Origin of the sequence: Ramlibacter sp. 2FC (genome assembly GCF_005503345.1) — a bacterium.
Lineage (GTDB): Bacteria > Pseudomonadota > Gammaproteobacteria > Burkholderiales > Burkholderiaceae_C > SCMQ01.
On sequence record NZ_SCMM01000009.1, the window covers coordinates 18582 to 37752 of the forward strand.

The following is a 19171-nucleotide window of genomic DNA, read 5'->3' on the forward strand; positions in this document are numbered from 1 at the left end:
AATCATGGGTAAAGTCACCGGCTTCATGGAGTACGAGCGCGTCGAGGAGGGCTACAAGCCCGTTCCCGAGCGCCTGAAGCATTACAAGGAATTCGTGGTCGGCCTGGACGAGGCGCAGGCCAAGGTCCAGGGTGCGCGCTGCATGGACTGCGGCACGCCGTTCTGCAACAACGGCTGTCCGGTCAACAACATCATTCCGGACTTCAACGATCTGGTCTACCACGGCGACTGGCAGAACGCCATCACCGTGCTGCACAGCACCAACAACTTCCCCGAGTTTACCGGCCGCATCTGCCCCGCGCCCTGCGAGGCCGCCTGCACGCTCAACGTGAACGACGACGCGGTGGGCATCAAGTCGATCGAGCACGCCATCATCGACCGCGCCTGGGCCGAAGGCTGGGTCAAACCCCTGCCGGCCAAGCACCAGACCGGCAAGAAAGTCGCGGTGGTCGGCTCCGGCCCGGCCGGCATGGCCGCGGCCCAGCAGCTGGCGCGCGTGGGCCACGACGTGACCCTGTTCGAGAAGAACGACCGGGTCGGCGGCCTGCTGCGCTACGGCATCCCCGACTTCAAGATGGAGAAGTCGCACATCGACCGCCGCGTCAAGCAGCTCGAGGCCGAGGGTGTCAAGATCCGCACCGGCGTGCTGGTCGGCCAGCTGCCCGAGGGCAGCAAGGTCACCAACTGGGCCAAGGAAAGCGTCTCGGCCGAGCAACTGCAAAAGGACTTCGACGCCGTGCTGCTGACCGGCGGCGCCGAGCAGTCGCGCGACCTGCCGGTGCCCGGGCGCGAGCTGGACGGCATCCACTTCGCCATGGAGTTCCTGCCGCAGCAGAACAAGGTCAACGCCGGCGACAAGCTCAAGGGCCAGCTGCGTGCCGACGGCAAGCATGTGATCGTGATCGGCGGCGGCGACACCGGCTCCGACTGCGTGGGCACCAGCAACCGCCACGGTGCCGTGAGCGTGACCCAGTTCGAGGTCATGCCCCAGCCGCCCGAGCAGGAGAACAAGCCGCTGGTCTGGCCCTACTGGCCGCTCAAGCTGCGCACCAGCTCCAGCCACGAGGAGGGCTGCGTGCGCGAGTTCGCGGTCTCCACCAAGGAATTCGTCGGCAAGAACGGCAAGCTCACCGGCCTCAAGACCGTGCACGTCGAGTTCAAGGACGGCAAGCTGGTCGAGATCCCGGGCACCGAGAAGGAGTACAAGGCCGACCTGGTGCTGCTGGCCATGGGCTTCGTGAATCCGGTGGCGACCATCCTGGACGCCTTCGGCGTCGACAAGGACGGCCGCGGCAATGCCAAGGCCACGACCGAGTTCACCGGCGGCTACGCCACCAACGTCCCCAAGGTGTTCGCGGCCGGCGACATGCGCCGCGGCCAGAGCCTGGTGGTCTGGGCCATTCGTGAGGGCCGCCAAGCCGCGCGCGCGGTGGACGAGTTCCTGATGGGCTACAGCGACCTGCCGCGCTGAGCCGGTCCCAGAGTCCCGGATTCGGGTTTACCTGAATCCCTTATGATCCAAAAGCCGGCTCTCCCCGGCTTTTGTTTTTATGACTGCCTCCAAGCCAGACGCCCTCGTCGAATTCCGCAACCTGACCTTCGGGTACGGGGAGCGCGTGATCCTGGACGACATCACGCTGAGCCTGCCGCGCGGCAAGGTCACGGCGCTGATGGGGGCCTCGGGCGGCGGCAAGACCACCACGCTGCGCCTGATCGGCGGCCAGTACCGGGCCCAGAAGGGCGAGGCGCTGTTCGATGGACAGGATCTGGGGCGCCTGGACCAGGAGCAGCTCTACGCCGCCCGGCGCCGCATGGGCATGCTGTTCCAGTTCGGCGCCCTGTTCACCGACCTCAACGTGTTCGACAACGTGGCCTTTCCGCTGCGCGAGCACACCGACCTGCCCGAGAGCCTGATCCACGACATCGTGCTGATGAAGCTCGATGCCGTGGGCCTGCGCGGCGCCCGCCAGCTGATGCCCTCGGAAATCTCAGGCGGCATGAACCGGCGCGTGGCGCTGGCGCGCGCCATCGCCCTGGATCCGGACCTGGTCATGTACGACGAACCGTTCTCGGGCCTGGACCCGATCTCGCTGGGCACGGCCGCGCGCCTGATCCGCCAGCTCAACGACACCTTGGGGCTAACCAGCCTGGTGGTGTCGCACGAGATCCCGGAGACCTTCCACATCGCCGACCAGGTCATCATCCTGGCCAATGGCCGCATCGCGGCCCAGGGCACGCCCGAGGAGGTGCGCAACTCCAGCGACCCCCTGGTGGTGCAGTTCGTCAACGCGTTGACCGAGGGGCCGGTGCAGTTCCACTATCCCGGCCCCACGCTGGCCGACGACTTCGGCGTGAGGGCCGCATGAGCTGGTACAAGCCCTCCGACCTCGGTTTCGCCACCCGCCGGCAGCTGGACGCCTGGGGCTATGGCGCCCGGCTGCTGGTACGCCTGACGCTGCTGCTGGGCGCCTGCCTGCGGCGCTTTTCGCTGGTGCGCGACCAGATACTGTTCGTCGGCAACTACTCTCTGGCCATCATCACCGTGTCGGGCCTGTTCGTCGGCTTCGTGCTGGGCCTGCAGGGCTACTACACCCTGCAGCGCTACGGCTCCTCGGAGGCCGTGGGCCTGCTGGTGGCGCTGAGCCTGGTGCGCGAGCTGGGGCCGGTGATCACGGCCCTGCTGTTCGCCGGCCGCGCCGGCGCCTCGCTCACGGCCGAGATCGGCCTGATGCGTGCCGGCGAGCAGATCACGGCCATGGAGATGATGGCCGTGGACCCGGTGCAGCGCATCCTGGCGCCGCGCTTCTGGGCCGGCGTGATCGCCATGCCGCTGCTGGCCGCCGTGTTCAGCGCGGTCGGCATCCTGGGCGGCTGGGTGGTCAGCGTGCTGATGATTGGCATTGACGAGGGCTCCTTCTGGAGCCAGATGCAGGGCGGCGTCGACGTCTGGAGCGATGTGGGCAACGGCGTCATCAAGAGCCTGGTGTTCGGCGTGGCCGTGACCTTCATCGCCCTGCTGCAGGGCTACGAGGCGCAGGCCACGCCCGAAGGCGTGTCCAGCGCGACCACCCGCACGGTGGTGATCGCGTCGCTGTCGGTGCTGGGTCTGGATTTCATCCTGACCGTCATGATGTTCAGTATCTAGGAGAGGCTTGTGCAGCGTGCGAAGAACGACGTGTGGGTGGGTTTGTTTGTCATGGTGGGCCTGGCGGCCATCCTGTTCCTGGCGCTCAAGTCGGCCAACCTGCTGACCCTGAGCTTCCAGTCCGAATATCGTGTCACGGCCAAGTTCGACAACATCGGGGGCCTCAAGCCCAAGGCGGCCGTCAAGAGCGCGGGCGTGGTGGTGGGGCGGGTCGAGTCCATCAGTTTCGACGACCAGAGCTTCCAGGCCATCGTGACCCTGGCGCTGGAGAGCCGCTACGCCTTTCCCAAGGACAGCTCGCTGAAAATCCTGACCAGTGGCCTGCTGGGCGAGCAATACATCGGCATCCAACCCGGCGCCGATGAAAAAACCCTGGCGGCGGGCGATAATGTGGGCTCGACCCAGTCGGCCGTGGTGCTGGAGAACCTGATCGGACAGTTCCTCTACAGCAAGGCGGCCGAAGGCGGGGCATCCCAAGGGACAGGTAACAAGAAATGAATGCAGCATCCGTAGGGGCCGAGAGGGCGGCCCGGGCGCCGCGCCGCTGGCTGGCGGCGCTGGCATGTGTGGCCGTGCTGGGCCTGTCGGCCTGCGCCAGCGGGCCCGCGGCCGACCCGCGCGACCCGTTCGAGCCCTACAACCGCGGCATGACCCGTTTCAACGACGCCGTCGACGACGTGGTGCTCAAGCCTGTGGCCACGGCCTACCGCGACGTGGTGCCTTCGCCGCTGCGCAGCGGCGTCGGCAACTTCTTCGGCAACCTCGCCGAGGTCTGGACCTTCGCCAACAACGTGCTGCAGCTCAAGGGCATGGCGGCCGCCGAGAGCTTCACCCGCGTGGGCGTGAACACCGTGTTCGGCTTTGCCGGCGTGCTGGACATCGCCAGCGAGATGGGCCTGGAGTCGCGCCGCGAGGACTTCGGCCAGACCCTGGGCCGCTGGGGCGTGCCGTCCGGGCCCTACCTGGTGTTGCCGCTGCTTGGGCCCTCGACCGTGCGCGACACGGCCGCCCTGCCGGTGGACGTGAAGGGCAACCTGGTCTCCAGTGTGGACGACGTGGCCACGCGCAACTCGCTGACCGCGCTCAATGCCGTCGACACCCGCGCGCAGCTGCTGCGGGCCGGCGACCTGCTGGACCAGGCGGCCCTGGACCCCTACAGCTTCAAGCGCGACGCCTTCCTGCAAAAGCGCCGCAACGACGTCTACGACGGCACGCCGCCCGACGAACCGGCCGCGCCTGACCCCGACGCCGCACCCGTCGCACCGGCCCAGAAGTAGTTGCCGTCTGTTGCAACTTCGGCCGCGCGGTTTACAGGGCCACGCGCCGATCCGCTACCCTGTGTGCATAGGCCTCGGCCGAATGCGGGATTGCCCGCCATAAGGAACCTCACTTGATGAAACGCCGCTCCCTCGTCCACCTGCTTTCCGCCTCCCTGGCGGCCACGCTGCTGGCCGCCGCGCCGGCCCACGCGGCCGACGAAGCGCCGGACGCGCTGATCAAGCGCCTGTCGACCGACGTGCTGGATGCCATCAAGGCCGACAAGAGCCTGCAAACCGGCGACGTCTCCAAGATCATGGTCCTGGTCGACAGCAAGATCATGCCCAGCGTCAACTTCCGGCGCATGACGGCCTCGGCCACCGGCCCGGGCTGGCGCAAGGCCACGCCCGAGCAGCAAAAACGCCTGCAGGAGGAGTTCAAGACCCTGCTGGTGCGCACCTATGCCGGGGCCCTGTCCCAGGTCAGCGACCAGAGCGTGGTGCTCAAGCCGATGCGCGGCTCGGCCGAGGACCGCGAGGTCGTCGTGCGCACCGAGGTGCGCGGGCGCGGCGAGCCGATCCAGCTCGATTACCGGCTCGAGAAGACCCCCGGCGAGGGCGCCGGCTGGAAGATCTACGACCTCAATGTGCTGGGCGTGTGGCTGGTCGACACCTACCGCAGCCAGTTCGCCCAGGAAATCAACGCCAAGGGCGTGGACGGCCTGATCGGCACCCTGACCGAGCGCAACAAGGCGAACGCGAAGAAAGGTTGACGATGCTGGTCTTGCCCGCCGAGTTGACCCAGCGCCAGGCCGCGGCCTGCCTGCACATGCTGCTGCAGGCCGTGCGCGGCGAGGCGGGGCAGCAGGTGGTGGCCGACGCCGGCGCGCTCGAGCGCTTCGATTCCTCGGCGCTGGCCGTGCTGCTGGCCTGCCGGCGCGAATGCCTGGCCGACGGCAAGACGCTGGCCGTCAAGGGCCTGCCGGCCAAGCTGCGCGAGCTGGCCGGGCTGTACGGCGTCTCCGAACTGCTGCCGGCCCAGGGCTGAGCCCGCGTCCGGCCGGGATTTGCGGCCCGCCGCCGGCCGCCACATGGCCGAACCCTTAAAATCAAGGGTTCCCATGCCCGCGATCTCATTCCAGTCCGTCTCCAAGACCTTCCAGACCCCAGGGGGGCGGCCACTCAAGGCGCTCGACGAGGTCAGCTTCGACATCGAGGAGGGCGAGTTCTTCGGCCTGCTCGGGCCCAACGGCGCGGGCAAGACCACGCTGATCAGCATCCTGGCCGGCCTCACCCGCGCCACCAGCGGCCGCGTGCTGGTGCGCGGCCACGACGTGCAGGTCGACTACGCCCAGGCGCGCCGCCAGCTCGGCGTGGTGCCGCAGGAGCTGGTGTTCGACCCCTTCTTCAGCGTGCGCGAGGCCCTGCGCATTCAGTCGGGTTACTTCGGCGTCAAGCGCAACGAGGCCTGGATCGACGAGCTGCTCGAAAGCCTGGGCCTGGCCGACAAGGCCCATGCCAACATGCGCCAGCTCTCGGGCGGCATGAAGCGGCGCGTGCTGGTGGCCCAGGCCCTGGTGCACAAGCCGCCGGTGATCGTGCTCGACGAGCCCACCGCGGGCGTCGACGTCGAGCTGCGCCAGACCCTGTGGCAGTTCATCGCCCGGCTCAACAAGCAGGGCCACGCCGTGCTGCTGACCACGCATTACCTCGAGGAAGCCGAGGCCCTGTGCAGCCGCATCGCCATGCTCAAGCAGGGGCGGGTGGTGGCCCTGGCCAGGACCTCGGAGCTGCTCAAGGCGGCATCCAGCAACGTGCTGCGCTTCAAAATCGACAGTGAGCTGCCGCGCCACCTGGCGCTGCAGGCGCGCGTGACCGGGCGCATCGTGCAGTTCCCCGCGCACGACGCGGCCGAGATCGAGCATTACCTCGCGGCGATCCGCGAGGCCGGCCTGCACGCCGAGGACGTCGAGATCCGCAAGGCCGATCTCGAGGACGTGTTCCTGGACGTGATGACCGGCGGCGGGAAACCGGCCGCGGCGGCGCCGGCCCCCGGCATCGAGGTGCAGGCATGAGTGGTTGGCAGACCCTGTTCTACAAGGAGGTGCTGCGCTTCTGGAAGGTGAGCTTCCAGACCGTGGCGGCGCCGGTGCTCACGGCCGTGCTCTACATGCTGATCTTCGGCCATGTGCTCGAGGCGCATGTCCAGGTCTACGACCAGGTCAGCTACAGCGCCTTCCTGGTGCCGGGCCTGGTGATGATGAGCGTGCTGCAGAACGCCTTCGCCAACAGCTCGTCGAGCCTGATCCAGAGCAAGATCATGGGCAACCTGGTGTTCGTGCTGCTCACGCCGCTGTCGCACTGGAGCTGGTTCGTCGCCTACGTGGGCTCGTCGATCGCGCGCGGCCTGGCCGTCGGACTGGGCGTGTTCCTCGTGACGGCCCTGTTGGCGCCGCCGAGCTTCGTTGCACCGCTGTGGATCCTGGCCTTCGCCGTGCTCGGCGCAGCCATGCTGGGCGCGCTGGGCCTGATCGCCGGCCTGTGGGCCGAGAAGTTCGACCAGATGGCGGCGTTCCAGAACTTCATCATCATGCCCATGACCTTCCTGTCCGGCGTGTTCTACTCCATCCATTCGCTGCCGCCGTTCTGGCAGAAGCTCAGCCACCTGAACCCGTTCTTCTACATGATCGACGGCTTCCGCTACGGCTTCTTCGGCCAGAGCGACGTCTCGCCCTGGCTCAGCCTGGCCATCGTCGGCGCTGCGCTGGCGCTGGTGAGCGCGATCGCCATCCACCTGCTGCGCATAGGCTACAAGATCCGTGGCTGAAATGAACCGACATGACCGCTGAAGAACTCCAATCCCTCATCGCCGCCGGCCTGCCCTGCCAGCACCTGCAGGTCGAGGGCGACGGCCGCCACTGGTACGCGACCATCGTCTCGCCCGAATTCGAGGGCAAGCGCCCCATCGCCCGCCACCAGCGCGTGTACGCGACGCTGGGCCAAAGGATGCAGACCGACGAGGTTCATGCCCTGTCGATGAAGACCTTCACGCCGGCCGAATGGGCCGCGTCCCAGTCCTGAGCGGCCAAAGCGCCCCATTCCAGCCTTCATTCCATGGACAAACTCATCATTCGCGGCGGCCGTCCGCTGCACGGCGAAGTTCTGATCTCCGGCGCCAAGAACGCGGCCCTGCCCGAGCTCTGCGCCGCCCTGCTCACCGACCAGCCGGTCACCCTGGTCAACGTGCCGCGCCTGCAGGACGTGGCCACCATGCTCAAGCTGCTGCGCCACATGGGCGTGCGCGCCGAGCACGGCGCCGACGGGACAGTGCAGCTGGACGCGGGCGCGCTGGACCAGCCGGAGGCGCCCTATGAGCTGGTCAAGACCATGCGCGCCTCGGTGCTCGCTCTGGGGCCGCTGCTGGCGCGCTTCGGCCGCGCCAAGGTCTCGCTGCCGGGCGGCTGCGCGATCGGCTCGCGCCCGGTGGACCAGCACATCAAGGGCCTGCAGGCCATGGGTGCCGAGATCGTGGTCGAGCATGGCTACATGCTGGCCGGCCTGCCCGCGGGGCGCAGCCGGCTGCGCGGCGCGCGCATCGCCACCGACATGGTCACGGTGACCGGCACCGAGAACCTGCTGATGGCGGCCGCGCTGGCCGAGGGCGAGACCGTGCTCGAGAACGCCGCCCAGGAGCCCGAGATTCCCGACCTGGCCGAGATGCTGATCCGCATGGGCGCCAAGATCGAGGGCCACGGCACGAGCCGCATCCACATCCAGGGCGTGGAGCGGCTGAGCGGCTGCCGCCACCAGGTGGTGGCCGACCGCATCGAGGCCGGCACCTTCCTGTGCGCCGTCGCCGCCACCGGCGGCGACGTGCTGCTGCGCCACGGCCGCGCCGACCACCTCGAGGCGGTGATCGACAAGCTGCGCGACGCCGGCGCCACGGTGGAGGCGGGCGAGGGCTTCGTCCGCATCCGCGGCGAAGGCCCGGCCTTCCAGCGCCTGAAGGCGCAGAGCTTCCGCACCACCGAATACCCGGGCTTCCCGACCGACATGCAGGCCCAGTTCATGGCGCTCAACTGCGTGTCGCAGGGCGCGAGCATGGTCACCGAGACCATCTTCGAGAACCGCTTCATGCACGTCAACGAGCTGGCGCGCCTGGGGGCCCATGTGCAGATCGACGGCAAGGTGGCCCTGGTCGAGGGCGTGGCCCAGCTGTCCGGCGCGACCGTGATGGCGACCGACCTGCGCGCCTCGGCCAGCCTGGTGATCGCCGGCCTGGTGGCGGAGGGCGAGACCGTGGTCGACCGCATCTACCACCTGGACCGCGGCTACGACCGCATGGAGGCCAAGCTGCGCGGCCTCGGTGCCGACATTGAAAGGTCGAAATGATGACCCCCACGCTCTTCGCTTCGCGTAATTCGCTGCCCCCCGAGGGGGCGCGTGCCTCCTTTGAGGCGGCTCGGCAGGAGGCACGATGATTACCCTGGCCCTCTCCAAGGGACGCATCTTCGACGAGACCCTGCCGCTCTTGAAGGCGGCCGGCATAGCGGTGCTGGAGGACCCGGACAAGTCGCGCAAGCTGATCCTGGCGACCAACCGGCCCGAGGTGCGCGTGGTGCTGGTGCGCGCCACCGACGTGCCGACCTATGTAGAGTACGGCGGCGCCGACCTCGGCGTGACCGGCAAGGACACGCTGATCGAGCATGGCGGCCACGGCCTGTACCAGCCGCTGGACCTGCGCATCGCGAAATGCCGCATGAGCGTGGCGGTGCGCGCCGACTTCGACTACGCGCGCGCCGTGCGCCAGGGCTCGCGGCTCAAGGTTGCGACCAAGTACACCGCGATCGCGCGCGAGTTCTTCGCCGACAAGGGCGTGCACGTGGACCTGATCAAGCTCTACGGCAGCATGGAGCTGGCGCCGCTGACGGGCCTGGCCGACGCCATCGTCGACCTGGTGTCCACCGGCAGCACGCTCAAGGCCAACCAGCTGGTCGAGGTCGAGCGCATCATGGACATCAGTTCGCGCCTGGTGGTCAACCAGGCCGCGCTCAAGCTCAAGCAGGCGCCGATCCGCGCCATCATCGACGCCTTCGCCGGGGCCGTCGCCAACGACTGACACCGACGCCATGTCCCTGAAAGCCACCCCCCTGCAGCTGTCCACGGCCGACGCCGGATTCGAGGCCGCCTTCCAGGCCAGGCTGCACTGGTCGGCCGACACCGACGCCGCGATCGAGCAGCGCGTGGCCGACATCCTGGCCGACGTGCGCGTGCGCGGCGATGCGGCCGTGCTCGAGTACACCCAACGCTTCGACGGCCTGGGCGCCGCATCCATGGCCGCGCTCGAGCTGCGGCCCGAGGAGCTCAAGGCCGCCTTCGACGGCCTGCCCGCGACGCAGCGCCAGGCGCTGGAGCAGGCCGCGCAGCGCGTGCGTACCTACCACGAGGCCCAGAAGCGCGCCAGCGGCGAGAGCTGGAGCTACCGCGACGAGGACGGTACCCTGCTGGGCCAGAAGGTCACGCCGCTGGACCGCGTCGGCATCTACGTGCCGGGCGGCAAGGCGGCCTACCCGTCCAGCGTGCTGATGAACGCCATTCCCGCCCATGTGGCCGGCGTGGGCGAGATCGTCATGGTGGTGCCCACGCCCGCGCATCGGAACGGTGCGCCTTCGGCACACCCCGGTGAAAGGAACGCCCTGGTGCTGGCCGCCGCCCATGTGGCCGGCGTCACCCGCGCCTTCACCATCGGCGGCGCGCAGGCCGTGGCGGCCCTGGCCTACGGCACGGCCACGGTCCCCAAGGTCGACAAGATCACCGGGCCCGGTAACGCCTACGTGGCCAGCGCCAAGAAGCGCGTGTTCGGCAGCGTGGGCATAGACATGATCGCCGGTCCCAGCGAGATCCTGGTGCTGGCCGACGGCAGCACGCCGGCCGACTGGGTGGCCATGGACCTGTTCTCGCAGGCCGAGCACGACGAGCTCGCGCAAAGCATCCTGCTCAGCCCCGACGCGGCCTACATCGCCGCGGTGCAGGCCGCGATAGCCCGCCTGCTGCCCGCCATGCCGCGCGCGGCCATCATCGCCAAGTCGCTGTCCGACCGCGGCGCCCTGATCCACACGCGCAGCATGGAAGAGGCCTGCGCGATCAGCAACCGCATCGCGCCCGAGCACCTCGAGGTCTCCAGCCGCGAGCCCCGGCGCTGGGAGCCGCTGCTCAGGCATGCGGGCGCGATCTTCCTCGGCGCCTACACCAGCGAAAGCCTGGGCGACTACTGCGCCGGGCCCAACCATGTGCTGCCGACCTCGGGCACGGCGCGCTTTTCCTCGCCGCTGGGCGTCTACGACTTCCAGAAGCGCTCCAGCCTGATCGAAGTCAGCGCGGCCGGCGCCCAGCGCCTGGGCGCCATCGCCGCCGAGCTGGCCTACGGCGAGGGCCTGCAGGCCCATGCGCGCGCGGCCGAACTGCGCCTCACCCCGGTGCCGCCCATGCGGGGGCAGGCATGAGCGCGGCCCCGCTGCAGCGCATACGCCCCGAGGTGCGGGCCATGCACGCCTACCAGGTGCAGGACGCCGAGGGCCTGGTCAAGCTCGACGCGATGGAGAACCCCTATCCCCTGCCGCCCGGCCTGCAGGAGGCCCTGGGCCGGCGGCTCGGCGCGCTGGCGCTGAACCGCTACCCCGGCGCGCGCGTGCACGAGCTGCGCGCGGCGCTGGCCGCCTATGCCGGTGTGCCCAAGGGCTTCGAGCTCATGCTCGGCAACGGCTCGGACGAGCTGATCTCGCTGCTGGCCCTGGCCTGCGCCCTGCCCGGGGCCTCGGTGCTGGCGCCCGAGCCGGGCTTCGTGATGTACGCCATGAGCGCCCAGTTGCAGGGCCTGGCCTACCATGGCGTGCCGCTGACCGCCGACTTCGAGCTCGACGAGGCCGCGATGCTGGCCGCGATCGAGGCCCACCAGCCCGCCATCACCTACCTGGCCTACCCGAACAACCCCACGGCCAACCTCTGGGACGACGCGGTGATCGAGCGCCTGATCGAGGCGGTGGGCCGGCAGGGCGGCCTGGTCGTGATCGACGAGGCCTACCAGCCCTTTGCCTCGCGCAGCTACATCGACCGCCTGGCGCGCCACCACCATGTGCTGCAGATGCGCACCCTGTCCAAGTTCGGCCTGGCCGGCGTGCGCCTGGGCTACCTGATCGGCCCCAGGGTGCTGATCGCCGAGCTCGACAAGGTGCGCCCGCCCTACAACATCAGCGTGCTCAACTGCGAGTGCGCCATGTTCGCGATCGAGCATGCCGACGTGTTCGCGGTCCAGGCCGCCGAGCTGCGCGTGCAGCGCGGCCAGCTGATCGAGGCCCTGGGCCGGCTGCCGGGCGTGCAGCCGTTCAAGAGCGAGGCCAATATGATCCTGGTGCGCGTGCAGGGCCAGGACAGCGCCGACAGCGGCGCGGCCGCCCGGGTCTTCGAGGGCATGAAGGCGCGCCAGGTGCTGGTCAAGAACGTTTCTAAAATGCACCCATTGCTGGCCAACTGCCTGCGCCTGACCGTCGGCACGCCCGAGGAGAACGCGCAGATGCTGGCGGCATTGAAGGCTTCACTATGACGACCACCGCCCCCCGCACCGCCGAGGTCACGCGCCACACGGCCGAGACCCAGATCACCGTCCGCGTCAACCTGGACGGCACCGGCCAAGCCAAGCTGCACACCGGCATCGGCTTCTTCGACCACATGCTCGACCAGATCGCGCGCCACGGCCTGATCGACCTGGACATCCACGCCCTGGGCGACCTGCACATCGACGGCCACCACACGGTCGAGGACGTGGGCATCACCCTGGGCCAGGCCGTGGCCAAGGCCGTGGGCGACAAGCGCGGCATCCGCCGCTACGGCCATGCCTACGTGCCGCTGGACGAGGCGCTGTCGCGCGTGGTGGTCGACTTCTCGGGCCGCCCGGGCCTGGTCTGCCATGTGCCGTTCAAGAGCGGCATGATAGGGACCTTCGACACCCAGCTGATGTTCGAGTTCTTCCAGGGCTTCGTGAACCACGCCTTCGTGACCCTGCACATAGACAACCTGCGCGGCGAGAACGCCCACCACCAGGCCGAGACCGTGTTCAAGGCCTTCGCGCGCGCCCTGCGCGCGGCGCTCGAGCGCGACCCGCGCGCCGCGGGCAGCATTCCCTCGACCAAGGGCTCGCTCTGAACGCCGACGCTTTGCCGAACTCGCCATGAGCCTGATCACTCCCAAGACCGTCGCCGTGGTCGATTACGGCATGGGCAACCTGCGCTCGGTCTCGCAGGCGGTGCAAGCCGCTGCCGCGGGCACCGGCTGGGACGTGCTCGTCACCTCGCGTCCGCACGACGTCGAGGTCGCCGCGCGCGTCGTGCTGCCCGGCCAGGGCGCCATGCCCGACTGCATGCGCGAGTTGCGCGAGTCCGGCCTGCTGGCCCCGGTGCTCGACGCCGCCGCGCGCAAGCCGCTGTTCGGCGTCTGCGTGGGCATGCAGATGCTGCTGGACCACAGTGCCGAGGGCGACACGCCGGGCCTGGGCCTGATCCACGGCGAGGTGGTCAAGTTCGACCTGGCCGGCCGGAACCAGCCCGACGGCAGCCGCTACAAGGTGCCGCAGATGGGCTGGAACCAGGTCTGGCAGACGGACCATGGCCAGGGCCGTCACCCGGTCTGGGGCGGCGTGCCCGACGGCAGCTGGTTCTATTTCGTGCACAGCTTCTACGCGCGCCCGTCCGATGCGCGCCACAGCGCGGGCGAGGCCGACTACGGCGGCCGCTTTACCGCGGCGGTCTCGCGCGATAATATTTTCGCCACCCAGTTCCACCCCGAGAAGAGCGCGGACCAGGGTCTGGCCCTGTACCGCAACTTCCTGCACTGGAATCCCTGATTCTTAGAACCGTTCGGGCTGAGCCTGTCGAAGCCCTTTTCCCCGAACCACCATGCTCCTCATTCCCGCGATCGATCTCAAAGACGGCCACTGCGTTCGCCTCAAGCAAGGCGACATGGAGCAGGCCACCACCTTCGGCGAGGACCCCGCCGCCATGGCCCGCCAGTGGCTGGACCGCGGCGCGCGCCGCCTGCACCTGGTCGACCTCAACGGCGCCTTCGCCGGCAAGCCGCAGAACTTCGCGGCCGTCAAGGCCATACTCAAGGAGGTCGGCGACGACATCCCGGTGCAGCTCGGCGGCGGCATACGCGACCTCGACACGATAGAGAGGTACATCGACGGCGGCCTGCGTTACGTGATCATAGGCACGGCCGCGGTCAAGAACCCCGGCTTCCTCAAGGACGCCTGCACCGCCTTCGGCGGCCACATCATCGTGGGCCTGGACGCCAAGGACGGCAAGGTCGCGACCGACGGCTGGAGCAAGCTGACCGGCCACGAGGTGGTCGACCTGGCGCGCAAGTTCGAGGACTGGGGCGTGGAATCCATCGTCTACACCGACATCGGGCGCGACGGCATGCTGACCGGCATCAACGTCGAGGCCACCGTCAAGCTGGCGCAGTCGCTGCAGATCCCGGTGATCGCCTCGGGCGGCCTGGCCGGCATGGCCGACATCGAGAAGCTGTGCGCGGTCGAGGGCGAGGGCATAGAGGGCGTGATCTGCGGTCGCGCGATCTACTCCGGCGACCTCGATTTCGCCGCCGCACAGGCGCGTGCGGACGCCCTGAACGGCTGATCGGTTTTCATGCTCGCCAAACGCATCATCCCCTGCCTGGACGTGACCGGCGGCCGCGTGGTCAAGGGCGTCAACTTCGTCGAGCTGCGCGACGCCGGCGATCCGGTGGAGATCGCCGCGCGCTACAACGAGCAGGGCGCCGACGAGCTGACCTTCCTGGACATCACCGCCACCTCGGACGAGCGCGGCCTGATCCTGCACATCATCGAGGCCGTGGCCTCCCAGGTCTTCATTCCGCTGACCGTGGGCGGCGGCGTGCGCAGCGTGGACGACGTGCGCCGCCTGCTCAACGCGGGCGCCGACAAGACCAGCTTCAACTCGGCGGCGATCGCCAACCCGCAGGTGATCCGCGACGCCTCGCACAAGTACGGCGCGCAGTGCATCGTGGTCGCCATCGACGCCAAGCGCCGCCATGGCGAGGACCTGCTGGCGCGCGGCGAGGGCTGGGACGTCTACAGCCATGGCGGGCGCAGGAACACCGGGCTGGACGCCGTGGCCTGGGCGCGCCAGATGGCCGAGCATGGCGCCGGCGAGATCCTGCTCACCAGCATGGACCGCGACGGCACCAAGGCCGGCTTCGACCTCGCGCTCACGCGCGCGGTCAGCGACGCGGTCGACGTGCCGGTGATCGCCTCGGGCGGGGTCGGCAACCTCGACCACCTGGCCGACGGCATACAGCAGGGCGGCGCCGACGCGGTGCTGGCCGCCAGCATCTTCCACTACGGCGAGTACACGGTGCAGCAGGCCAAGCAGCACATGCGCGAGCGCGGTATCCCGGTGCGTCTCTAGAGGCTGCTGCTCAGATCTCAAGCGCATGGCGCGCCGGTTCGCGTGGTAGATTCACCGCATGAACTGGCTCGAAGAAGTGAAATGGGACGCCCAGGGGCTGGTCCCGGTGATCGCGCAGGAGGCGGCCACGGGCGACGTGCTGATGTTCGCCTGGATGAACCGCGAGGCGCTGCTGAAGACCGCCGAGCTCGGCCGCGCCGTCTACTACAGCCGCTCGCGCGGCAAGCTCTGGTTCAAGGGCGAGGAGTCCGGCCATGTGCAGACCGTGCACGAGATCCGCCTGGACTGCGACAACGACGTGGTGCTGCTCAAGGTGACCCAGCTCGGCCACGAGCCCGGCATCGCCTGCCACACCGGCCGCCACAGCTGCTTCTTCCAGCGCTTGGAGCAGGGCGCCTGGCAGGCCGTCGAGCCGGTGCTCAAAGACCCCGAGTCCATCTACAAGTAAGCCCATGACCTCGAACGACTCCTTGGCCCGCCTGGCCGCCGTGATCGAAAGCCGCAAGCCGGCCAACGGCGGCGATCCCGACAAGAGCTATGTCGCGCGCCTGCTGCACAAGGGCCCCGACGCCTTCCTCAAGAAGGTCGGCGAGGAGGCCACCGAGGTGGTCATGGCCGCCAAGGACGCCGAGCATGGCGGCGACCGCAGCAAGCTCGTCGGCGAGGTGGCCGACCTGTGGTTCCACTCGATGATCGCCCTGGCCCACTACGGCCTCGCGCCGGCCGACGTGCTGGCCGAGCTCGAGCGGCGCGAAGGCCTGAGCGGGATCGAGGAAAAGGCCATGCGCAAGCTGCGGGCGCGGGAGGCGGGCGATGACTGAAGACGAACTCGATTCGCTCAAGACCATAGGCTGGGTCAGCTACGTCCTGCACCTGATCGTGGCCGTGGGCGCGGTGATCCCCGGCGCCCAGGCCGGTGCGGCCCTGCTGATCGTGGCCCTGGTCATCGACCTGGTGAAACGCTCCGATGCCGAGGGCAGCTGGATGGCCAGCCATTTCGCCTGGCGCATCCGCAGCGTGCTGTGGGCCGGCGCGCTGTACCTGCTGACCATCCCCCTGTTCTTCCTGCTGGTCCTGCCGGGCTACCTGGCCTGGCTGGCGATCTCCATCTGGTTCCTCTATCGCATCGTCAAGGGCATGGTGCGCATGAACAAGGACCAGGCCATCGATGGCTGAACCGGCCGCGCCGCGCCGCATCAACCTGGCCCTGCAGGGCGGCGGCTCGCATGGGGCCTTCACCTGGGGCGTGCTCGACGCCCTGCTGGAGGACGGCCGGCTCGAGATCGACGGCCTGAGCGGCACCAGCGCCGGTGCCGTGAATGCGGTGGCCCTGGCCCATGGCTTCGCGCAGGCGGCGCACCAGGGCCTGGATGCGGTGGCTGCGCGCGAGCTCGCGCGCGCCTCGCTGGCCCGGCTGTGGGAGGGCGTGGGCGCACTCGGCAGCCTGGCGGGCGCGGCCTCGCCGGCAGGCGCTGCGGCCCTGCGCGGCCTGATGGCGCACTGGCTGTCGCCCTACGACACCAACCCGCTGGGCATCAACCCGCTGCGCAGCCTGATCGAGCGCGAGATCGACTTCGAGTTGCTGGCGCGTGCCACGACCCCCAAGGTCTTCGTCTGCGCCACCAACGTGCGCACCGGCCGCGGCGAGATCTTCTCGGGCCGACGCCTCAGCGTGGACGCCGTCATGGCCTCGGCCTGCCTGCCGCTGCTGTTCAAGGCCGTGGAGATCGACGGCGAACGCTACTGGGACGGCGGCTATTCGGGCAACCCCGCGCTGCATCCGCTGCTCTACCAGACCGAGACGGCCGACATCCTGCTGGTGCAGATCAACCCGATCGAGCACCACGACCTGCCCGACACGGCGCAGGAGATCCTGGAGCGCGTCAACGAGGTCACCTTCAACGCCAGCCTGCTGGCCGAGCTGCGCGCCATCGAGTTCGTGCGCCGCCTGCTGGCCGAGGGCCGCCTCGATCCGCGGCGCTACAAGGACGTGAGGCTGCATCGCGTCGACGGCGGCGCTGCGCTGGCGGACTTCGGCGCCGCGAGCAAAATGCGCTCGGACCTGGCGTTCGTGAAACAGCTGTTCACGCTCGGCCGCGAAGCCGGGCAGCAGTGGCTGGCCAGCGCTCTCGAGCATGTGGGCCAGCGCGCCAGCGTGGACATCGCCAAGGATTATTGAACTGAACCCCACCGCGGCCCAGGCCGTTGATCGGAGACACCCATGCGAGACCCCAACTGCATTTTCTGCAAGATCATCGAGGGCCAGATCCCCTCGCAAAAGGTCTACGAGGACGAGGAGATCTACGTCTTCAACGACATCCACCCCTGGGCGCCGGTGCACTTTCTCATGGTGCCCAAGCTGCACCTGCCGTCGATGGCGCAGCTCGGCCCCGAGCATGCCGGCGTGATGGGCCGCATGATGACCCTGGTGCCGAAGCTGGCGCAGGCCCAGGGCTGCAACCCCTACCCGGACGGGGGCTTTCGCCTGATCGTCAACACCGGCGACGAGGGCGGGCAGGAGGTGCATCACCTGCACCTGCACGTCATCGGCGGGCCCCGTCCCTGGCGCAAGGGTTGATCGGCGCCCGCGGCGCTGAACTATTCCACAGGGTCTAAAATCCAAGCGATTCGTTAGGAGAATTCCATGGGTTCGTTTTCCATCTGGCACTGGCTGATCGTTCTGCTGATCGTGGTCATGGTGTTCGGCACCAAGAAGCTCAAGAACATCGGCTCCGACCTCGGCGGCGCGGTCAAGGGCTTCAAGGACGGCATGAAGGACGGCGGCAGCACGCCCGAAGACAAGGCGGCCCCGCCGGCCGGCCAGGTCGCCAATGCGCCCGGCGCCGAGAAGACGACCATCGACGTCGAAGCCAAGACCAAGTCCTGATCCGGCGGATGGCTGAACCTTCGTGATTGACCTCGGCATTTCCAAGATGGCGCTGATCGGCGCCGTGGCGCTCGTCGTGATCGGGCCCGAGAAGCTGCCGCGCGTGGCGCGCACCGTGGGCACCTTGCTGGGCAAGGCGCAGCGCTATGTGGCCGACGTCAAGGCCGAGGTCAACCGCTCGATGGAGCTCGACGAGCTCAAGAAGATGAAGGAGACGGTCGAGGATGCGGCGCGCGACGTCGAGCAGTCGGTCCAGACCAGCGCGGCCGAGTTCGAGAAGACCTGGTCCGAGAGCACCGGCAGCCTGGGCTCGGCCTGGGAACCGCCGCCCCCCGAATACCGCCATCCCAAGAAGAAATGGCGGCTCAAGCAGGGCGCGGTGCCCCAGTGGTACAAGGCGCGCAACGGCATGCGCAGCAAGGCCTTGTCCGGCGCCGCGCGCGTGGCGCGCTATCGGCCGAGCAAGTTCAGCTAGGGCCTGTGAACAAACCCTAATGCGCCACGGGGGCTCGCAGTCCGTTCGGGCTGAGCTTGCCTGATCCCCCGCGCACGAATTCCTGCCCGCCGGCAAGCTCAGGGCCCACGGAACCAGCAGCTTTCTCATGTCCGACCCCCAGAAATCCCCGGAAGACGAACTCGCCGGCACCGAGCAGCCCTTCGTGCAGCACCTGGTCGAGCTGCGCGACCGCCTGATCCGTGCGCTGGCGGCGGTCGGCGTCGCGGCAGCCGTGCTGGCCATCTTTCCCGGGCCGGGCGAGCTCTACGACCTGCTGGCCGCGCCCCTGGTGGCCCACCTGCCCAAGGGGGCGACGCTGATCGCGACCTCGGTGATCTCGCCCTTCATGGTGCCGCTCAAGATCCTGCTGATGGCGGCCTTCCTGCTCGCGCTGCCGGTGGTGCTCTACCAGCTCTGGGCCTTCATCGCGCCGGGGCTGTACTCGCACGAGAAGCGGTTGGTGCTGCCGCTGGTGGTCTCCAGCTCCGTGCTGTTCTTCATCGGCGTGGCGTTCTGCTACTTCTTCGTGTTCGGCCAGGTGTTCAAGTTCATCCAGGGCTTCGCGCCCAAGAGCATCACGGCAGCGCCTGACATCGAGGCCTACCTGAGCTTCGTGCTGACCATGTTCCTGGCCTTCGGCCTGGCCTTCGAGGTGCCGGTCGCGGTGGTGGTGCTGGCGCGCCTGGGCGTGGTCAGCGTCGAGAAGCTCAGGGCCTTCCGCGGCTATTTCGTGGTCCTGGCGTTCATCATCGCGGCCATCGTCACGCCGCCCGACGTGGTGTCGCAGCTGGCGCTGGCGATCCCCATGTGCCTGCTCTACGAGCTGGGGATCTGGGCCGCCCAGCTGTTCCTCAAGTACACGCAGGCGCCCGAGCAGGACGCCGACGCCGCGCGTCCCTGATCTGCGCT

At 68.7% G+C, this 19171-nt stretch carries 26 protein-coding genes; all 26 read left to right on the forward strand.

Annotated features, from left to right (window positions below):
- Window positions 1-4: 4 nt before the first annotated feature.
- Complete coding sequence (locus tag FFS10_RS05925) at window positions 5-1471, forward strand: glutamate synthase subunit beta (RefSeq protein WP_137892545.1); 1467 nt, start codon at window positions 5-7, stop codon at window positions 1469-1471.
- A 79-nt stretch (window positions 1472-1550) separates the two neighbouring features.
- Window positions 1551-2366 carry an ABC transporter ATP-binding protein gene (locus tag FFS10_RS05930; protein WP_137892547.1) on the forward strand — a complete coding sequence of 272 codons (816 nt, stop codon included), beginning with the start codon at window positions 1551-1553 and terminating at the stop codon, window positions 2364-2366.
- Complete coding sequence (mlaE, locus tag FFS10_RS05935; RefSeq protein WP_137892549.1) at window positions 2363-3145, forward strand: lipid asymmetry maintenance ABC transporter permease subunit MlaE; 783 nt, start codon at window positions 2363-2365, stop codon at window positions 3143-3145. The genes FFS10_RS05930 and mlaE overlap by 4 nt, the downstream gene beginning before the upstream one ends.
- 9 nt (window positions 3146-3154) lie before the next feature.
- On the forward strand, window positions 3155-3643 hold the full coding sequence (gene mlaD / locus FFS10_RS05940) for an outer membrane lipid asymmetry maintenance protein MlaD (protein ID WP_137892550.1): 489 nt from the start codon (window positions 3155-3157) through the stop codon (window positions 3641-3643).
- Window positions 3640-4422 carry an MlaA family lipoprotein gene (locus FFS10_RS05945; RefSeq protein WP_137892553.1) on the forward strand — a complete coding sequence of 261 codons (783 nt, stop codon included), beginning with the start codon at window positions 3640-3642 and terminating at the stop codon, window positions 4420-4422. Before mlaD ends, FFS10_RS05945 begins: the two co-directional genes overlap by 4 nt.
- Window positions 4423-4538: 116 nt before the next feature.
- Complete coding sequence (locus tag FFS10_RS05950) at window positions 4539-5174, forward strand: MlaC/ttg2D family ABC transporter substrate-binding protein (protein ID WP_171016072.1); 636 nt, start codon at window positions 4539-4541, stop codon at window positions 5172-5174.
- Window positions 5175-5176: 2 nt separating this feature from the next.
- Complete coding sequence (locus tag FFS10_RS05955) at window positions 5177-5449, forward strand: STAS domain-containing protein (protein ID WP_137892557.1); 273 nt, start codon at window positions 5177-5179, stop codon at window positions 5447-5449.
- Between the two features lie 73 nt (window positions 5450-5522).
- Window positions 5523-6476, forward strand: a complete 954-nt coding sequence (locus tag FFS10_RS05960; protein WP_137892559.1) for an ABC transporter ATP-binding protein — start codon at window positions 5523-5525, stop codon at window positions 6474-6476.
- Window positions 6473-7228 (forward strand): ABC transporter permease, encoded by a 756-nt coding sequence (locus FFS10_RS05965; RefSeq protein ID WP_137892561.1) that lies wholly within the window; start codon window positions 6473-6475, stop codon window positions 7226-7228. Before FFS10_RS05960 ends, FFS10_RS05965 begins: the two co-directional genes overlap by 4 nt.
- 11 nt (window positions 7229-7239) lie before the next feature.
- Window positions 7240-7482 (forward strand): BolA family protein, encoded by a 243-nt coding sequence (locus FFS10_RS05970; RefSeq protein WP_137892563.1) that lies wholly within the window; start codon window positions 7240-7242, stop codon window positions 7480-7482.
- 33 nt (window positions 7483-7515) lie between these two features.
- Entirely contained in the window at window positions 7516-8793 is a 1278-nt protein-coding gene (gene murA / locus FFS10_RS05975) for a UDP-N-acetylglucosamine 1-carboxyvinyltransferase (RefSeq protein WP_137892567.1), read from the forward strand.
- A gap of 85 nt (window positions 8794-8878) precedes the next feature.
- On the forward strand, window positions 8879-9520 hold the full coding sequence (gene hisG, locus FFS10_RS05980) for an ATP phosphoribosyltransferase (RefSeq protein WP_137892569.1): 642 nt from the start codon (window positions 8879-8881) through the stop codon (window positions 9518-9520).
- 10 nt (window positions 9521-9530) lie between these two features.
- Window positions 9531-10904: a histidinol dehydrogenase gene (gene hisD, locus FFS10_RS05985; RefSeq protein ID WP_137892571.1), complete on the forward strand. Its 1374-nt coding sequence runs from the start codon at window positions 9531-9533 to the stop codon at window positions 10902-10904.
- Window positions 10901-12001, forward strand: a complete 1101-nt coding sequence (hisC, locus tag FFS10_RS05990) for a histidinol-phosphate transaminase (RefSeq protein ID WP_137892573.1) — start codon at window positions 10901-10903, stop codon at window positions 11999-12001. The genes hisD and hisC overlap by 4 nt, the downstream gene beginning before the upstream one ends.
- Window positions 11998-12600, forward strand: coding sequence for an imidazoleglycerol-phosphate dehydratase HisB (gene hisB, locus FFS10_RS05995; protein WP_137892575.1), 603 nt, complete (start codon window positions 11998-12000; stop codon window positions 12598-12600). Before hisC ends, hisB begins: the two co-directional genes overlap by 4 nt.
- A gap of 25 nt (window positions 12601-12625) precedes the next feature.
- The gene (hisH, locus tag FFS10_RS06000; RefSeq protein WP_137892577.1) at window positions 12626-13297 is read left to right on the forward strand and encodes an imidazole glycerol phosphate synthase subunit HisH; all 672 of its coding nucleotides are present in this window, start codon (window positions 12626-12628) and stop codon (window positions 13295-13297) included.
- A gap of 52 nt (window positions 13298-13349) precedes the next feature.
- Window positions 13350-14090: a 1-(5-phosphoribosyl)-5-[(5-phosphoribosylamino)methylideneamino]imidazole-4-carboxamide isomerase gene (gene hisA / locus FFS10_RS06005; RefSeq protein ID WP_137892579.1), complete on the forward strand. Its 741-nt coding sequence runs from the start codon at window positions 13350-13352 to the stop codon at window positions 14088-14090.
- Between the two features lie 9 nt (window positions 14091-14099).
- Complete coding sequence (gene hisF / locus FFS10_RS06010) at window positions 14100-14879, forward strand: imidazole glycerol phosphate synthase subunit HisF (protein ID WP_137892581.1); 780 nt, start codon at window positions 14100-14102, stop codon at window positions 14877-14879.
- A 49-nt stretch (window positions 14880-14928) separates the two neighbouring features.
- Entirely contained in the window at window positions 14929-15327 is a 399-nt protein-coding gene (gene hisI / locus FFS10_RS06015) for a phosphoribosyl-AMP cyclohydrolase (protein WP_171016075.1), read from the forward strand.
- A 4-nt stretch (window positions 15328-15331) separates the two neighbouring features.
- Window positions 15332-15700: a phosphoribosyl-ATP diphosphatase gene (locus FFS10_RS06020; RefSeq protein ID WP_137892585.1), complete on the forward strand. Its 369-nt coding sequence runs from the start codon at window positions 15332-15334 to the stop codon at window positions 15698-15700.
- Window positions 15693-16055 (forward strand): DUF4870 family protein, encoded by a 363-nt coding sequence (locus FFS10_RS06025; RefSeq protein ID WP_137892587.1) that lies wholly within the window; start codon window positions 15693-15695, stop codon window positions 16053-16055. The genes FFS10_RS06020 and FFS10_RS06025 overlap by 8 nt, the downstream gene beginning before the upstream one ends.
- The gene (locus FFS10_RS06030; RefSeq protein ID WP_137892589.1) at window positions 16048-17058 is read left to right on the forward strand and encodes a patatin-like phospholipase family protein; all 1011 of its coding nucleotides are present in this window, start codon (window positions 16048-16050) and stop codon (window positions 17056-17058) included. Before FFS10_RS06025 ends, FFS10_RS06030 begins: the two co-directional genes overlap by 8 nt.
- Window positions 17059-17100: 42 nt before the next feature.
- Complete coding sequence (locus tag FFS10_RS06035; protein ID WP_137892591.1) at window positions 17101-17457, forward strand: histidine triad nucleotide-binding protein; 357 nt, start codon at window positions 17101-17103, stop codon at window positions 17455-17457.
- Window positions 17458-17523: 66 nt separating this feature from the next.
- Window positions 17524-17766 carry a Sec-independent protein translocase subunit TatA gene (tatA, locus tag FFS10_RS06040; RefSeq protein ID WP_137892593.1) on the forward strand — a complete coding sequence of 81 codons (243 nt, stop codon included), beginning with the start codon at window positions 17524-17526 and terminating at the stop codon, window positions 17764-17766.
- Between the two features lie 22 nt (window positions 17767-17788).
- The gene (gene tatB, locus FFS10_RS06045; protein ID WP_137892595.1) at window positions 17789-18241 is read left to right on the forward strand and encodes a Sec-independent protein translocase protein TatB; all 453 of its coding nucleotides are present in this window, start codon (window positions 17789-17791) and stop codon (window positions 18239-18241) included.
- Between the two features lie 127 nt (window positions 18242-18368).
- Complete coding sequence (tatC, locus tag FFS10_RS06050) at window positions 18369-19163, forward strand: twin-arginine translocase subunit TatC (RefSeq protein ID WP_137892597.1); 795 nt, start codon at window positions 18369-18371, stop codon at window positions 19161-19163.
- Window positions 19164-19171 lie beyond the last annotated feature (8 nt).

Coding starts and splice junctions, on each gene's coding strand:
- FFS10_RS05925 (WP_137892545.1), top strand. CDS start 5: ATGGGTAAAGTCACCGGCTTCATGGAGTACGAGCGCGTCGAGGAGGGC.
- FFS10_RS05930 (WP_137892547.1), top strand. CDS start 1,551: ATGACTGCCTCCAAGCCAGACGCCCTCGTCGAATTCCGCAACCTGACC.
- mlaE (WP_137892549.1), top strand. CDS start 2,363: ATGAGCTGGTACAAGCCCTCCGACCTCGGTTTCGCCACCCGCCGGCAG.
- FFS10_RS05945 (WP_137892553.1), top strand. CDS start 3,640: ATGAATGCAGCATCCGTAGGGGCCGAGAGGGCGGCCCGGGCGCCGCGC.
- FFS10_RS05950 (WP_171016072.1), top strand. CDS start 4,539: ATGAAACGCCGCTCCCTCGTCCACCTGCTTTCCGCCTCCCTGGCGGCC.
- FFS10_RS05955 (WP_137892557.1), top strand. CDS start 5,177: ATGCTGGTCTTGCCCGCCGAGTTGACCCAGCGCCAGGCCGCGGCCTGC.
- FFS10_RS05960 (WP_137892559.1), top strand. CDS start 5,523: ATGCCCGCGATCTCATTCCAGTCCGTCTCCAAGACCTTCCAGACCCCA.
- FFS10_RS05965 (WP_137892561.1), top strand. CDS start 6,473: ATGAGTGGTTGGCAGACCCTGTTCTACAAGGAGGTGCTGCGCTTCTGG.
- FFS10_RS05970 (WP_137892563.1), top strand. CDS start 7,240: ATGACCGCTGAAGAACTCCAATCCCTCATCGCCGCCGGCCTGCCCTGC.
- murA (WP_137892567.1), top strand. CDS start 7,516: ATGGACAAACTCATCATTCGCGGCGGCCGTCCGCTGCACGGCGAAGTT.
- hisG (WP_137892569.1), top strand. CDS start 8,879: ATGATTACCCTGGCCCTCTCCAAGGGACGCATCTTCGACGAGACCCTG.
- hisD (WP_137892571.1), top strand. CDS start 9,531: ATGTCCCTGAAAGCCACCCCCCTGCAGCTGTCCACGGCCGACGCCGGA.
- hisC (WP_137892573.1), top strand. CDS start 10,901: ATGAGCGCGGCCCCGCTGCAGCGCATACGCCCCGAGGTGCGGGCCATG.
- hisB (WP_137892575.1), top strand. CDS start 11,998: ATGACGACCACCGCCCCCCGCACCGCCGAGGTCACGCGCCACACGGCC.
- hisH (WP_137892577.1), top strand. CDS start 12,626: ATGAGCCTGATCACTCCCAAGACCGTCGCCGTGGTCGATTACGGCATG.
- hisA (WP_137892579.1), top strand. CDS start 13,350: ATGCTCCTCATTCCCGCGATCGATCTCAAAGACGGCCACTGCGTTCGC.
- hisF (WP_137892581.1), top strand. CDS start 14,100: ATGCTCGCCAAACGCATCATCCCCTGCCTGGACGTGACCGGCGGCCGC.
- FFS10_RS06020 (WP_137892585.1), top strand. CDS start 15,332: ATGACCTCGAACGACTCCTTGGCCCGCCTGGCCGCCGTGATCGAAAGC.
- FFS10_RS06025 (WP_137892587.1), top strand. CDS start 15,693: ATGACTGAAGACGAACTCGATTCGCTCAAGACCATAGGCTGGGTCAGC.
- FFS10_RS06030 (WP_137892589.1), top strand. CDS start 16,048: ATGGCTGAACCGGCCGCGCCGCGCCGCATCAACCTGGCCCTGCAGGGC.
- FFS10_RS06035 (WP_137892591.1), top strand. CDS start 17,101: ATGCGAGACCCCAACTGCATTTTCTGCAAGATCATCGAGGGCCAGATC.
- tatA (WP_137892593.1), top strand. CDS start 17,524: ATGGGTTCGTTTTCCATCTGGCACTGGCTGATCGTTCTGCTGATCGTG.
- tatC (WP_137892597.1), top strand. CDS start 18,369: ATGTCCGACCCCCAGAAATCCCCGGAAGACGAACTCGCCGGCACCGAG.